The 14,241-nt window shown below is 66.7% G+C and carries 15 protein-coding genes; 6 read left to right on the plus strand and 9 right to left on the minus strand.

Annotated features, from left to right (window positions below):
- Positions 1-25: 25 nt before the first annotated feature.
- Together AC6JAM_RS01610 and AC6JAM_RS01615 are read right to left on the minus strand one after the other, a co-directional pair.
- The gene (locus tag AC6JAM_RS01610) at positions 26-1,642 is read right to left on the minus strand and encodes a monocarboxylic acid transporter (RefSeq protein ID WP_018771663.1); all 1,617 of its coding nucleotides are present in this window, start codon (positions 1,640-1,642) and stop codon (positions 26-28) included.
- Positions 1,639-2,019, minus strand: a complete 381-nt coding sequence (locus AC6JAM_RS01615) for a DUF485 domain-containing protein (protein WP_056389964.1) — start codon at positions 2,017-2,019, stop codon at positions 1,639-1,641. Before AC6JAM_RS01615 ends, AC6JAM_RS01610 begins: the two co-directional genes overlap by 4 nt.
- Positions 2,020-2,251: 232 nt before the next feature.
- Here AC6JAM_RS01615 and AC6JAM_RS01620 point away from each other — a divergent pair, with 232 nt between their 5' ends.
- From AC6JAM_RS01620 to AC6JAM_RS01640, 5 genes are read left to right on the plus strand one after another with little or no spacing between them, the layout of a single operon-like run.
- On the plus strand, positions 2,252-3,433 hold the full coding sequence (locus tag AC6JAM_RS01620) for a sensor histidine kinase (RefSeq protein ID WP_026266130.1): 1,182 nt from the start codon (positions 2,252-2,254) through the stop codon (positions 3,431-3,433).
- Positions 3,434-3,466: 33 nt separating this feature from the next.
- The gene (locus AC6JAM_RS01625; RefSeq protein WP_497933856.1) at positions 3,467-4,183 is read left to right on the plus strand and encodes a LytR/AlgR family response regulator transcription factor; all 717 of its coding nucleotides are present in this window, start codon (positions 3,467-3,469) and stop codon (positions 4,181-4,183) included.
- Positions 4,180-4,551 carry a DUF485 domain-containing protein gene (locus AC6JAM_RS01630; RefSeq protein ID WP_018771659.1) on the plus strand — a complete coding sequence of 124 codons (372 nt, stop codon included), beginning with the start codon at positions 4,180-4,182 and terminating at the stop codon, positions 4,549-4,551. Before AC6JAM_RS01625 ends, AC6JAM_RS01630 begins: the two co-directional genes overlap by 4 nt.
- A 52-nt stretch (positions 4,552-4,603) precedes the next feature.
- Positions 4,604-6,067, plus strand: a complete 1,464-nt coding sequence (locus tag AC6JAM_RS01635) for a sodium/solute symporter (protein ID WP_377204789.1) — start codon at positions 4,604-4,606, stop codon at positions 6,065-6,067.
- Between the two features lie 4 nt (positions 6,068-6,071).
- Complete coding sequence (locus tag AC6JAM_RS01640; RefSeq protein ID WP_224084398.1) at positions 6,072-6,764, plus strand: hypothetical protein; 693 nt, start codon at positions 6,072-6,074, stop codon at positions 6,762-6,764.
- A gap of 20 nt (positions 6,765-6,784) precedes the next feature.
- Here AC6JAM_RS01640 and AC6JAM_RS01645 read toward each other — a convergent pair whose 3' ends face one another.
- The 6 genes from AC6JAM_RS01645 to rpsB form a co-directional block, all read right to left on the minus strand.
- Positions 6,785-7,369 carry a DivIVA domain-containing protein gene (locus AC6JAM_RS01645; protein ID WP_018771656.1) on the minus strand — a complete coding sequence of 195 codons (585 nt, stop codon included), beginning with the start codon at positions 7,367-7,369 and terminating at the stop codon, positions 6,785-6,787.
- A 119-nt stretch (positions 7,370-7,488) separates the two neighbouring features.
- Complete coding sequence (locus AC6JAM_RS01650; protein WP_018771655.1) at positions 7,489-8,409, minus strand: phosphatidate cytidylyltransferase; 921 nt, start codon at positions 8,407-8,409, stop codon at positions 7,489-7,491.
- Positions 8,409-8,966: a ribosome recycling factor gene (gene frr / locus AC6JAM_RS01655; protein ID WP_018771654.1), complete on the minus strand. Its 558-nt coding sequence runs from the start codon at positions 8,964-8,966 to the stop codon at positions 8,409-8,411. The genes AC6JAM_RS01650 and frr overlap by 1 nt, the downstream gene beginning before the upstream one ends.
- 129 nt (positions 8,967-9,095) lie before the next feature.
- On the minus strand, positions 9,096-9,833 hold the full coding sequence (pyrH, locus tag AC6JAM_RS01660; RefSeq protein ID WP_497933857.1) for a UMP kinase: 738 nt from the start codon (positions 9,831-9,833) through the stop codon (positions 9,096-9,098).
- Positions 9,834-9,967: 134 nt separating this feature from the next.
- Positions 9,968-10,804, minus strand: coding sequence for a translation elongation factor Ts (tsf, locus tag AC6JAM_RS01665; RefSeq protein WP_018771652.1), 837 nt, complete (start codon positions 10,802-10,804; stop codon positions 9,968-9,970).
- A gap of 128 nt (positions 10,805-10,932) precedes the next feature.
- Entirely contained in the window at positions 10,933-11,790 is an 858-nt protein-coding gene (gene rpsB, locus AC6JAM_RS01670; protein WP_018771651.1) for a 30S ribosomal protein S2, read from the minus strand.
- A 458-nt stretch (positions 11,791-12,248) separates the two neighbouring features.
- Between rpsB and AC6JAM_RS01675 the strand changes: the two genes are divergently transcribed.
- Entirely contained in the window at positions 12,249-12,860 is a 612-nt protein-coding gene (locus AC6JAM_RS01675) for a M23 family metallopeptidase (protein ID WP_497933859.1), read from the plus strand.
- A 119-nt stretch (positions 12,861-12,979) separates the two neighbouring features.
- Here AC6JAM_RS01675 and AC6JAM_RS01680 read toward each other — a convergent pair whose 3' ends face one another.
- Entirely contained in the window at positions 12,980-14,170 is a 1,191-nt protein-coding gene (locus AC6JAM_RS01680; RefSeq protein WP_497933860.1) for an acyl-CoA dehydrogenase family protein, read from the minus strand.
- Positions 14,171-14,241 lie beyond the last annotated feature (71 nt).

The following is a 14,241-nucleotide window of genomic DNA, read 5'->3' on the forward strand; positions in this document are numbered from 1 at the left end:
GGCCAGCTAGTCAGTGGTCCGGCTGTCAGTGGTCCACGGCCTTTTCGGCTCCGATGCCCGTGAGCGAGCGGACTTCCATTTCCGCCTGCTTCGCGGGGTCTTCCGTCCTCTTGTCCAGGGTGGTGCCCAGCCAGCCCAGGAAGAAGGCCAGCGGAATGGACACAATGCCCGGGTTGCTGAGCGGGAAGAGGGCGAAGTTGGCCCCGGGGATCATTGAGGTCTTCGCACCGGAAACCACCGGGGAGAACACGATGAGCAGGATCGCCGCGGCCAGGCCGCCGTACATGCTCCACACGGCACCCTGGGTGGTGAACTTCCGCCAGAACAGCGAGTAGATGATGGTGGGCAGGTTGGCTGAAGCGGCGACGGCGAAGGCCAGCGCCACCAGGAAGGCAACGTTCTGGCCGTTGGCGAAGATACCGCCCAGGATGGCCAGGATGCCGATTACCACCACGGTGCGCCGGGCCACCCGGACTTCAGTCGCCGCGTCGGCCTTGCCCTTGGCGATGACGTTGGCGTAGATGTCATGCGCGAAGGATGCGGCAGCCGTGATGGTCAGGCCTGCCACCACCGCCAGGATGGTGGCGAAGGCGACAGCGGAGATGAAGCCGAGCAGCAGCGGCCCGCCCAGGTGGAAGGCCAGCAGCGGGGCGGCAGCGTTGACGCCGCCCGGGGCGCCCTTGATGGTGTCCGGACCCACCAGGGCCGCAGCACCGTAGCCCAGCACCAGGGTGAACAGGTAGAACAGGCCGATCAGCCAGATGGACCAGACCACGGACTTGCGCGCTTCCTTGGCCGTGGGCACCGTGTAGAAGCGCATCAGGACGTGCGGCAGGGCTGCCGTGCCCAGGACCAGCGCCAGGCCCAGGGACATGAAGTCCAGCTTGGAGGTCTCGGTCTTGCCGTACTGCAGGCCCGGGTTGAGCACGGCCGGGTTGTTGGCCGTCTCCACCGCGCCGCCCAGCAGGGCGGAAAGGTTGAAGCCGTAGATGGCCAGGACCCACAGGGTCATGACTGCGGCGCCTGCGATCAGCAGCATGGCTTTGATGATCTGGACCCAGGTGGTGCCCTTCATGCCGCCGATCAGGACGTACATGATCATGAGGGCGCCGACGACGACGATCACCAGGGCCTGGCCGCCCCAGTCGCTGATGCCCAGCAGGAGCGAAATCAGGCTTCCCGCACCGGCCATCTGGGCCAGCAGGTAGAAGAAGCAGACGGCCAGGGTGGAGATGGCGGCCGCGATCCGCACCGGGCGCTGCTTCAGCCGGAAGGAGAGCACATCGGCCATGGTGAACTTGCCGGTGTTGCGCAGCAGTTCGGCCACCAGCAGCAGCGCCACCAGCCAGGCCACCAGGAAGCCGATGGAGTACATGAAGCCGTCATAGCCGTTGATGGCGATGGCACCGGTGATGCCCAGGAAGGATGCTGCCGACAGGTAGTCGCCGGCGATGGCGGTGCCGTTCTGCGAGCCCGTGAACGAACGCCCGGCAGCGTAGTAGTCGGCGGCAGTTTTGTTGTTGCGGCTGGCGCGGAACACGATCACCATGGTCACGGCCACGAACAGGCCGAAGATGCCCATGTTCAAAAGGGTGGTTTCCTTGAGGGCGGCAACGTCCACCGCGGCTGGGATTGCGATCATTTGTTGGCTCCGCCCACTCGGTTTCCATTCTTATCGAATTCGTGGCCCTCGATCTCATGCCTGATTTCCGAGGCGATGGGGTCCAGTTTCCGGTTCGAGTAGTGGACGTACCAGCCGGTGATGGCAAAGGTCGAGATGAACTGGAGCAGGCCCAGGATCAGGCCCACGTTGATGTTGCCCCAGACCTTGGTGGACATGAACCCCACCGCGTAGTCGGCGAGCAGGACATAGGCGAAGTACCACAGCAGGAAGGCCACTGCCATGGGGAAGACAAAGCTGCGGTGACGCCTGCGCAATTCCTGGAACTGCCCCGTCGACTGGACCTGCTCGAAGTCCACGGACGCCGCTGCGTCCGGAGTATGGGCATCATTACCCATGATTCCTCCTCATTGAGTTGCCGGTACACACCGGGCGGCAGGCCCTGGGACGAAGGCCCCGGACTGGGGCTTCGGACAGGGACACTGCGCAGAGGCACTGCACAGGAACACCGCAGATGTGACACCAATCACTCTGCCGCTGCCGGCCGGCCCGTTCCAGAACTTCGCCGCCCACGGTCGCTCAACGGTTGCGATGCTGCGGCAAACGGCACCCGCCGCTACGCTGGGCACCATGCCGGACTCCCCCCTCCTCACCGCTGCGGCCGTTGCGGTGATCGCCATGGCCATTGCCGTCGTCGTCGGCGTGGGCCTGAAGGTGCTCCGCTCCTTCAGGGACCTTGGCACTGACGCCGAGCGCGCCACCTACCACACGCTCCACGCGGCATCCCAGGCCGGGCAGCACCTGCGCCGCGGCCTGAACCCGGCCGGCGCTGCCAAAGCCAGCCGCCAGCTGCGCACCCTCCTGGGCTGCGACGCCCTGGCTATCACGGACACGTCCGGCGTGCTGGCCTGGGACGGCGGCGCCGAGGACATCCGGCCGCACCTGATGGAACTCGCCGCAGGGGTCCTTTCGTCGGGCCGGACCGCTGTCCTCTCCGCAGGCGTGGACGGAACCGGCGGCCGCCTTGCCGGCGTCATCGCCCCGGTGCGGGCCGGCACCCGTATAGTCGGCGCCGTGGCCGCCTTCGCTCCTTCCGCCGGGGCGGGCCTGGTCAGGGCGACGGGGGAAGTGGCCGACTGGGTGGCGGTGCAGGTGGAGCTCGCGGAACTGGACGCGTCCCGCACCCTGCTGATGGAGGCGGAAGTGCGGGCGCTGCGTGCCCAGATCAGCCCGCACTTCATCTACAACTCACTGAACGCCATCGCATCGTTCATCAATACGGACCCTGAACGGGCCAGGGAGCTGGTGGTGGAGTTCGCGGACTTCACCCGCTACTCCTTCCGCCGGCACGGCGACTTCACCACCCTCGCAGAGGAGCTTCGCTGCATCGACCGCTACCTGCTGCTGGAACGGGCCCGGTTTGGTGAGCGCGTGCAGGTCAGCCTGCGCATCGCCCCCGAAGTGCTCAGCACCGTCATCCCCTTCCTCAGCCTCCAACCACTGGTCGAGAACGCCGTCCGGCACGGGCTCGAGGCCAAGGCGGGACCCGGTCATATCAGCATCACCGCCGAGGACGCCGGCGCATTCGCGGAAGTCACCATTGAGGACGATGGCGTGGGAATGGACCCGGAGCAGCTCCGGTCGGTGCTGGCGGGGCATGCGGACGGGGACCACGTGGGGCTGCGGAACGTGGATGCCCGCCTCCGGCAGGTGTACGGCAACGACCATGGACTGGTGGTGGAAACCGCGCCCGGTGAGGGAACGCTGATCACCATGCGGGTGCCAAAGTCCCAGCCCGGGCACGATGCGTGAGGCGGGCCCTGCAGCTGGAAGTACCCTAGGAGAATGATTAACGTCCTCGTCGTTGATGATGAGCTGCCCGCCGTTGAGGAACTGGCGTTCCTGCTGGGCAGGGACGAACGCATCGGCAAGGTGCTGCGGGCGACGTCCGGCGCTGAAGCACTCACGGCCCTGTCCGCCGGGAGCATCGACGCCGTCTTCCTGGACATCCATATGCCCGCCGTGTCCGGCTTGGACATCGCCGGCGCCATCGCCCGGAGCAGCAATCCCCCGGCCGTTGTCTTTGTCACCGCCGACGAGGAGCACGCCTTGGCGGCGTTCGAACTCGCCGCCGTGGACTACCTGCTCAAGCCGGTGCGTGCCGAGCGCCTGGCCCGCTCCGTGGGGCGGATCAGTGAACTGCGCGACGGCGGCGCGGCACCGGAGATGATCACGGTTGACCAGGGCGGGACCACCAGGATGATCCGCCGCGACGACGTCACCTACGTCCAGGCGCAGGGGGACTACGCGCGGCTGCACACCGCCGATGCCAGCTACCTCATCCGGGTGCCGCTGGCCGACCTTGAACAGCAATGGGGGGACGCCGGCTTCATCCGCACCCACCGCTCCTACCTGGTGGCACTGAAGCATGTGTCCTCAATGAAGCTGGCGGCCGACGGGCCGCGCGTCACGGTGGCGGGCGCGGGCCTCCCCATCAGCAGGCGGCACCTGCCCACCGTGCGGGAAAGGCTGGAGGCCACCAGGATCAGGCCGCACGCATGAGCCGCGTCCGGGTCACCGCACCGCACGCTTTCCCCCGGTCCCCGGCGCAGGGCGGGCGGCGTTCGCTCGAATCGCGTGAAGCCGCACAGGATTCCGAGGTGGGTCAGGTGTTCGTCCGCTCCCTCATCAGGTCCCAGCTGCGGCTGGCCCTGGTGGTGGCGGGCGGCTTCCTGCTGATCCTTGCCGCTTTCCCGTTGATCCTTGTGGTGGTTCCCGGCCTGGCCGAAACCCGGATCGGCGGCCTCCCGTTCGGCTGGCTCCTGCTGGGGGTTGGGATCTACCCGGTGATCGGGTTGAGCGCCTGGCTGTACGTCAGGACTGCGGCGCGCAACGAGGCCCGCTACCGGGACCTGGCCGGCGAACCATGAACACGCGTTCGCACCACAACCCGGTGAGGTACGGGTGAATGCCGGCGTCGCCATGGCAGCCGTGGCGGTGGTGTCCCTTGCCACGGCCATTATTGGTTTCTACGGGCTGCGGATCTCACGCACCACGGGGGACTTCTACGTTGCCTCGCGCACCGTGCGGCCGTGGTGGAACGCGTCGGCGATCGGCGGCGAGTACCTGTCCGCCGCCAGCTTCCTGGGCGTGGCCGGGCTCATCCTGCTGTCCGGGACCGACGCGCTTTGGTTCCCGGTGGGATACACCGCCGGCTACCTGATGCTGCTGCTCTTCGTCGCCGCGCCGCTGCGGCGTTCGGGCGCCTACACCATCCCGGACTTTACCGAATCACGGCTCTCTTCCAGGACGGTGCGGAGGGTTACCAGCCTGGTGGTGGTCGTGGTGGGGTGGCTGTATATCGTCCCGCAGCTCCACGGAGCGGCCCTGACCATCCACATCGCCACGGGCCTGCCGTCCTGGGTGGGTTCCGTGGCCGTCGTGGTGGTGGTTTGCCTGACGGTGGTGGCGGGCGGAATGCGGTCCATAACCTTTGTCCAGGCGTTCCAGTACTGGCTCAAGCTGACAGCCCTGGCCGTGCCCATCCTGTTCATCATTTTCGTGCTGGCGGGCCACGGGGCCCAGCCGCAGTCCGCGCCGGCGGTCAACCCCACGGACCTGGCACCCGCCGGGCTGTACCAGAACGTGTCCCTGCTGGTGGCCCTGCTGTTCGGCACCCTGGGGCTGCCGCACGTGCTGGTGCGTTTCTACACCAATCCGGACGGGCACTCGGCGCGGCGCACCACCCTGATCGTCCTGGGCCTGCTGTCCGTGTTCTACCTCTTCCCCACGGCCTACGGCCTGGTGGCCCGCATGTACGCACCCGGCCTGGCTCGTTCCGGACAGCCGGACGCCATGGTCCTGCGGCTGCCGGGTGAACTCGTCGGCGGGATGCCCGGGGACCTGCTCTCTGCCCTGGTGGTGGCGGGCGCCTTCGCCGCGTTCCTGTCCACCACGTCGGGCCTGGTGGTGTCGCTTGCCGGCGTCATCAGCCAGGACGTCCTGGGCGGCAGCGTCCGCGGTTTCCGCCTCGCCGCCGTCGTGTCCGCCGTCGTCCCCCTTGGCTTTGCCTTCATGACGGGATCCCTGGCACTGGCCGGCAGCGTGGGCCTGGTCTTCGCCTTCACCGCCTCCACCGTGTGCCCGGTCCTGCTGCTGGGCATCTGGTGGCGCGGCCTGACCGACGCCGGGGCCATCGCCGGCATGCTGACCGGCGGGGTGCTGTGCGGCGGGGCAATGATTGCGGGCTCCGTGACCGGTTCGGTGCAGACACCCGCGTGGCTCGCGCAGCCTGCGGCGTGGAGCGTGCCTGCCGCCTTCGCCGTCATGGTCATCGTGTCCCGGGCCACCTCCCACCGGGTTCCCGCCACGATGCCGCGGATCATGACCCGCCTCCATACCCCGGAGCGGCCGCTGGCCACCGAACGGGGGCCGGGAGGACAATAACGCCATGTCCACCCAGGACGGCGGTACGTCCGACCAGCATGGTGCAGTTCCGGCCTCCGTGCGTGCGCAGCTGCTCGCCACGGAACACTGGGGCCTGCTGGCATCCCGCAGCACGGCCCAAGGCGAGGTACTGACCCGCATCAGCATGTTCCTCACCTTTACGTCGGCAAGCCTGGTCAGCGTGGCGCTGGTGGGGCAGGCCACAGGGTTTTCGGATGCCTTTGTCCTGCTGGCCGTGGTTATTCTCTTCATCGACGTGGCGATCGGGCTCCTGACCCAGCTCCGGGTCATGAACGTGGCGCACGAGGACCTCATGTACGTCACGGCCATGAACAGGTTGCGGGCTGCCTACGTGGACCTTGATCCGGGAGTGGCACCGTACCTGATGGCTGCGCACCACGACGACGAGGCAGGCTCCCGGCAGACTTACTACTTCTTTGGGGGCAGGGGCAGCTTCAGCCATGTGGCGGGCAGCAGCATGATCTTCATGGCGACGGCGAACGCCGCCTTGATTGCCATCCTTTCGGGCCTGCTGGTGACTCTGGCCGGAGCGGGTATGGCGGCAGCCATTGTGGCGGGCGCCGCATGCGGTGCAGGGTTCCTTGGCGTGGCCGCCGTGAAGGGGTACAGGGGCTATCGCGATGTATGGCGTCGTTTTGCGCCGCTCTCCCCCACTCCGCCGCGGGACCGGGAATAGCGGCTGCGGGGCGTGGCCCGTCAGTCGATGGCAGCCATCAGTTCGACGACGCGGTCCAGGAAGGCATCCACCTGGGATTCCTCGTAGCCATCCTGGCCAACCGCCGGGCGGAAGACTGCGCGGCGCACGCTGTCCACGCTCAACGGCTTGTCCTGTTCGAGGTAGGCGACAAGTTCGTGGCACAGCCGGTCGACGTCGGCCGTGTTGTAACTGCGGGCCTTCTTCTTGGTGGGCCGGCGGAAGCGGTCACCGTCCGGCCGGTGCAGCCGTCCCCGGAGGATGCCGGAGAGGCTTCCGATCTCGCGCAGCCAGGCTTCCTCGCCCTGGGCCGCGATGAGCTCATCCCGTTCCCGGCGGGCGAAGGCGTCCTCCAGCCGGTCCAGTGCGGCGTCCACGACGGCCGCGGAGTAGCCGCCCTTGACGGGGTCGAAGGACACGGCCCTGACATCGGCGCTGTTGACGGGGTCGGTGGCGGCATGGGGTGTTTCCAGCGAGACCCGCGCCCGCTGCAGGAACTCGTCCACCTGCTTGGCGTTGTACCCGTACTCACTGCGCTGCACGCGCTCAAAGGACGCAGGGATTTGCCGATGAATGTCCAATGCCACTTCGATTCCTTCAATGCTCTTCAGCCGTAGTGCTTCCGCACCAGTCTAGGATGCCGGGGTTGCTTCAGCCGCCCGGGCCCTTTTTATGTCGGACGCCCGGTTGTGCCGGGACTGATGGGTTATGCGCCGGCCACGAGCCCGTACAGGATGAAGGCCACGGGCGAGGCGAAGACGATGGAGTCCAGCCTGTCCATGACTCCCCCGTGTCCGGGCAGGATGCTGCTCATGTCCTTGACGCCCAGTTCACGCTTGACCATGGATTCGCCAAGGTCACCGGCGGTGGCCGCGGCAACGGTTCCCACCGCCAGCACCACCCCTACCCACCAGGGCTTGTCCAGCACGAAGATGGCCGCCAGCACGCCGATCAGCATGGCGCCCGCCGCGGACCCTGCGAATCCCTCCCAGGATTTCTTGGGGCTGATCTTCGGCGCCATGGGGTGCTTGCCGATGGACGCGCCCACCAGGTAGCCGAACGTGTCGTTGGAGACCACCAGCAGCAGCATGACGGCAATCTCCCACGCACCGATGGGGGCGGCGCCGCCGGGCCAAAGCCCCAGCGGCGTGGTACCGGCCGCATGCAGCGGCAGTGCCGCGAAGCTGATGAAGAACGGTACCCAGCCCAGCGTGAAGACACCGGCGAAAATGCTGTTGGCCGATCCGGCGGCGCTTTCGATCGACCGCCACAGCAGGACTGCCACGGCGCTGAGGAGCAGGGCAAACAGTTGGCTCTCGATGCCGCCGAAGTAGGCGGCGAAAGGCAAGGCCACCGTGCCGGTCATGACCGGCACGATGGGCATCCTGGTCCCGTTGTGCTCCAACGCCCGGTAGATCTCCCACACGCCAAAAACGGCGAAGGCCGCGACGATGGCTACGAAAGCCAGCGGGATGAACAGCAGGCCGCCCAGGACGGCCAGCAGCATCGCCAGGCCCACCACGACGGCGGCGGGCAGGTTCCGCCCGGCCTTTGGCGTCGGGTTGCTCCTGGGCTGCTTCCCCCGTGTGCGCGCCCTGGGTGCGGGGGCCTGATCTGCCTGGCCCATCAGACTTCGAGCAGCTCTGCTTCCTTGCGCTTGAGCAGCTCGTCGATGCCGTCCACGTGTGCCTTGGTGAGGCTGTCCAGTTCCTTTTCGGCGCGGGTGCCTTCGTCTTCGCCGGCCTCGCCGTCCTTCACCAGGCGGTCAAGGGTCTCCTTTGCCTTGCGGCGGATGTTGCGGATGGAGATCTTGGCGTCTTCGCCCTTGGTCTTGACGATCTTGACGTATTCCTTGCGGCGTTCCTTGGTCAGCTCCGGGATGGTGATCCGGATGACGTTGCCGTCGTTGGACGGGTTGGCGCCGACCTCGGAATCGCTCAGTGCGCGTTCGATGTCGCGCATGGCGGACTTGTCGAACGGGGTGATCAGGATGGTCCGGGCGTCCGGGATGGCGAAGGAGGCCAGCTGCTGCAGCGGGGTGGGCGAGCCGTAGTAGTCCACCAGGACCTTGTTGTAGAGGCCGGGATTGGCGCGACCGGTACGGATGGAGGCGAAGTCTTCCTTGGCTACCTCAACCGCCTTGTCCATCTTCTCTTCGGCCTCAAGCAAGGTATCTTCGATCACGGTCTCTCCTGACGGTTCTGGTGCAGTCCGGGGCGCCGGTTCCCTGCACTCACGTGGTTCTTTGTTGCCGTTTCCGTCCCCGCCGGGAGGGGCGGGGACGGAACTGTCCTGGAATCATCCTAGCCGGAGCTAGGCAGTGACCAGCGTGCCCAGCTTTTCGCCGAGGATGGCGCGGGTGACGTTGCCTTCACCCTCCATGCCGAAGACCACCATGGAGAGGTTGTTGTCCTTGCACATGGTCATGGCCGTCTGGTCCATGACGCGGATGTCGCGGCGCAGCGCATCGTCGTAGCTCAGGGTCTCCAGGCGTTCCGCGGCGGGGTCCTTCTTGGGGTCTGCGGTGTACACGGCGTCCACCCCGCTCTTGGCCATGAGGACCACGTCGGCATGCACCTCCAGGGCCCGCTGGGCTGCCACGGTGTCGGTGGAGAAGTAGGGCAGGCCGGCGCCGGCGCCGAAGATGACCACGCGGCCCTTCTCCATGTGGCGGATGGCACGGCGCGGAATGTAGGCCTCGGCCACCTGGCCCATGGTGATGGCACTCTGGACGCGGGTTTCCACGCCCGCCTGCTCCAGGAAATCCTGCAGTGCAAGGCAATTCATGACCGTGCCCAGCATGCCCATGTAGTCGGCGCGGGATCGGTCCATGCCGCTCTGGGACAGTTCGGCGCCGCGGAAGAAGTTACCGCCGCCCACCACGATGGCCACTTCCACCTGCGGGACGGCCGCCGCAATCTGCTTGGCGACGTCGCGGACGGTCTCGGGGTCGACACCGAGTTTCCCGCCGCCGAAGACCTCGCCGGAAAGCTTCAGGAGGACCCGCCGCTTGTTCTTCTCGGAATGGATGACAGTGTTGACGGCTTCCATGATGCCTTCCCGTTGATGACTCTGAAAAAAGGGTATCCTGCCGGATCCTGTGGTCGGAACCGGCCGCGCTCCATGTGGACTGCGCGCATGCAAAAGGGGCGGCCACCGAAGTGGCCACCCCCTTGCGGAATCGACTAGGAGCCGACGCGGAAACGCGTGAACGCGGTTCCCTTGACACCGGCCTCTTCGAGGATCTGTGCCACGGACTTCTTTGCGTCCTTCGCGAATGCCTGGTCAACCAGGACCTCGCCCTTGTAGAAGCCCGTCACGCGGCCTTCCACAATCTTGGTGAGGGCAGCTTCGGGCTTGCCTTCGGCCTTGGCGGTCTCCTCGGCAATGCGGCGCTCGGACTCAACGAGCTCGGCAGGAACGTCCTCACGGGTGAGGTAGTTCGGAGCCATGGCGGCGATGTGCACGGCGACGTCGTGGGCGGCGGTGGCGGCGGCTTCGCCTTCACCGTCGACAGCGAACAGGACGCCAACCTGGGCCGGGAGGTCCTTGGAGGTCTTGTGCAGGTAAGCGTCAACCGTTGCACCCTCGATGCGGGAGATGCGGCGGACAACAACCTTCTCGCCCAGGACTGCGCCCTCTTCGATGACGACCTCGGACAGCGGCTTGCCGTCGACCTCGGTGGCGAGCAGGGTTTCGAGGTCGGCAGCGCCGGACTCGACGGCAACGGCCAGGACCTTGTCGGCCAGCTGGATGAACTTGTCAGCCTTGGCAACGAAGTCGGTCTCGCAGTTGACCTCGATCATGACGCCGACGCCATTGCTGACCTTGGCGGCCACGAGGCCTTCAGCGGTGGAGCGGCCTTCGCGCTTGGTAGCGCCCTTGAGGCCCTTGATGCGGATGATCTCGATGGCCTTCTCGGCGTCACCGTTGGCTTCGTCAAGAGCCTTCTTGACGTCCATCATGCCGGCGCCGGTGCGCTCGCGCAGGGCCTTGATGTCCGCGGCAGTGTAGTTCGCCATGTGAACCCCTCTGTCTAGAAAATGTGTGGTGGTGTACGGACCGACAGGACGGCGGCCCACAAGGTGGGCTGCCATCCTGTCAGCAGTTCCGGCTGCGGACAGCGCGGAAAATCCGGATTTAAGTTGTGTTACTTGGCGTCTTCGGCGGGAGCCTCGGCGGCGGCCGGAGCTTCGGCTTCTTCAGCCGGAGCAGCGGGGGCTGCAGCAGCTTCCTCGGCCTTGCTGCCTTCGAGGAGCTCGCGCTCCCACTCAGCCAGCGGCTCTTCCGGAGCTTCGGTGGCGCCCGTGCCGCGGTTGTTGCGGGCGATCAGGCCCTCGGCAACAGCGTCGGCGACAACGCGGGTCAGGAGGTTCACGGAGCGGATGGCGTCGTCGTTGCCCGGGATCGGGAAGTCGACTTCGTCCGGATCGCAGTTGGTGTCCAGGATGGCCACAACCGGGATGTTCAGCTTCTTGGCCTCGTCAACGGCGAGGTGTTCCTTCTTGGTGTCCACGACCCAGAGCAGGGACGGAGCCTTGGTCAGGTTGCGGATACCGCCCAGGTTGGACTCCAGCTTGGTGAGCTCGCGCTTGAGGAGCAGCAGCTCCTTCTTGGTGTACGCGGAGCCGGCGACGTCGTCGAAGTCGATCTCTTCGAGTTCCTTCATGCGCTGGATGCGCTTGGCTACGGTCTGGAAGTTGGTCAGCATACCGCCGAGCCAACGCTGGTTGACGTAGGGCTGGCCCACGCGGGTGGCCTGCTCGGCAATTGCTTCCTGGGCCTGCTTCTTGGTGCCGACGAAGAGCACGGTGCCGCCGTGGGCAACAGTGGCCTTGACGAACTCGTAGGCACGGTCGATGTAGGACAGCGACTGCTGAAGGTCGATGATGTAGATGCCGTTGCGCTCGGTGAAGATGAAGCGCTTCATCTTCGGGTTCCAACGGCGGGTCTGGTGTCCAAAGTGGACGCCGCTGTCAAGCAGCTGGCGCATGGTTACGACGGGCATTCCGACGCTCCTTATTTTCCGGCAGGTCATTCATGAGAAAACCCGGAGGCTTCTTACCCTGCCAATAGTTGACGGTTGATTAGCGTGGCCCGGGCGGGCCGTGCTCCTGGCATCCACCGCCCTTCCCATCAGGACCAAAGCCTGACCGCAGGAAGCGCAGTCCTCCGTGCACGACACCGGGGCGTCGGCAGCCGGAGGGCTGGATGCGCGTAGTCAGCCGCCGCTCCCCCACACTTCTGAATGAGATGTGCCGACGCAATCCGGACAGGGGCATGTACCGCGGGGGTAAACCACTGGGACGGGAAGCGTTGAGGGCGCAGCAAACTGCTCCATCAAGTGTACTACAGGCGTCCCCTTCCACCGGACACCCGGCGCTGCCGGCGCACGCCGCCAGGTGGTTGTCCACATAGGCGGAAAATGCCCTGCCGGTACCACGCGCGGCCGGGCAGGCTGGTCCCATGAAACTACCGGTGCTCCTGGCCGCACTCCTGCTGTTGCCTGCGTCCGTGGCCTCGCCCGGCCCGGCCCTGCCGTCCGGCGCTGGCACACTCCAGGCAGCCACACTCCAGGCATCCACACTCCAGGCATCCACCCGCGCGGCAACCATCCACAGGGACAGAACGACGGCGGCTGCCGCGGGGGGTGCAGCACCTTCCTGGCAGTGGCCGCTGGCACCGCGCCCGCCTGTGCTGCGCGGTTTCAATCCCCCGCCAAAGCCCTGGCTCAGCGGCCACCGGGGCGTTGACCTGGGTTTCGCCGTGGCCGGGGCTCCCGTCACGTCCCCCGCGGCGGGAACGGTGAGCTTCGTGGGGGTCGTGGTGGACCGGCCCGTGATCACCATCGACCATGGCGGTGGACTGCGGAGCAGTTTCGAACCCGTGGAGAGCACCCTGGCAGTGGGGGCCACCGTAACTGCGGGCCAGGTGGTGGGGGCCGTGCTGCCGGGACACTGCCCGGCGGCGCAGTGCCTGCACTGGGGAGTCCGGGACGGAGAGGACTACGTCAATCCGCTGCAGTTCGTCCTGGACCTTCGCCCGTCCATCCTGCTTCCGCTGCCAGGCCCGCCGTGACCTGCAGTCCGGTCGGTACCAGCCGGACAGTGCCTGAGGGCCGGTCGGGAGCGGCGGGCCGGTCGGGAGCGGCGGGTCGGTGGCGGCCAGGCGGTGGGGTGGCACCTTGGGAATGCCGGCTAGACGATGGCCGAGATGCCCGTGATGGCCCGCCCGGTGACCAGCGTGTTGATCTCGGCTGTGCCCTCGTAGGAGTAGATGGCCTCGGCGTCGGCGAAGATCTTGGCCATCTCGAAGTCGGTCACGATTCCGTTGCCGCCAAGGATGCTGCGGCCCAGCGCCACGCTGTCCCGCATGCGCGCCGTGGCGAAAGCCTTGGCCAGCGCCGACTGTTCGTCCCTCGCTGCGCCCTCGTCCTCCAGCTGTGACAACCGGACCATCATCCCCGTCGAACTGACGGTGTTGCCCAGGATCCGGACCAGCTGGTCCTGGATGAGCTGGAAGGAAGCCAGGGGGCGGCCGAACTGGTGGCGCTCCACGGCATAGCGGCGGGCAACGTCGAACGCGGTCAGCTGGAGACCCACGGCCTGCCAGGCGACGGACAGGCGGGTGGCCTTGAGTACTTTGTTGACGTCCCGGAAACTGTTGGCGTTGGCCAGTTTGAAGCGTTCCGGGACCACCACGTCCGCCAGGACAATGTCGGCGTTTTGGACGGTGCGCAGGGAGATCTTGTTCTCGATCTTCGTCGCGCTGAACCCGTCAAGCGTGGTGTCCACCATGAAGCCCTTGACCTGGTTGTCCGCCACGTCCCGGGCGTACACCACCACCCAGTCGGAAAAGGTGGCGTTGCCGATCCACCGTTTTGCCCCGTTGAGGATCCAGTTGCCTCCGTCTTTCCGCGCCGTGGTGCGCGTTCCGCCGGCAACATCGCTGCCGCCCAGCGGCTCGGTCAGGCCGAAGGCGCCGATCTTCTTCAGCGAGTAGATGTCGGGAAGCCACGCGTCCTTCTGCTCCTGGGACGCCAGCAGCTCGATGGAACCGGTGAACAGCCCGTCGTGCACGCCCAGGAATGTGGCGATGGAGGCGTCGGCACGGGTGACCTCGGCGTGCAGCATGCCGGCGAAGAGGTTGGAGTACCCCTGCCGGCGGACGGGGCTGACCAGGTCCAGGCCGGCAAGCTTCGGCACCAGGTCCGCGGGGAACTCACCGCGGTTCCAGCAGTCCACCGCGATGGGCCTGACCTCACGTGCCAGGAAGTCGCGGACCTCGGCGAGGCGGTCCTGTTCCTTGCCGGAGAGAAGCTGTTCGAAGGCAAAGAAATCCCCGTCGGCGTAGGGAAGTTCGTGGGGATCGGCTGCGGAGCTGGCCATGGGTACCTTCTTTGGTGATCAGCGCTGACCATGCCGCGGAGCGGAGCACGGTATGTTACTGGTCAGTAACA

It is taken from the genome of Arthrobacter sp. GmRoot5-12 (assembly GCF_059739365.1).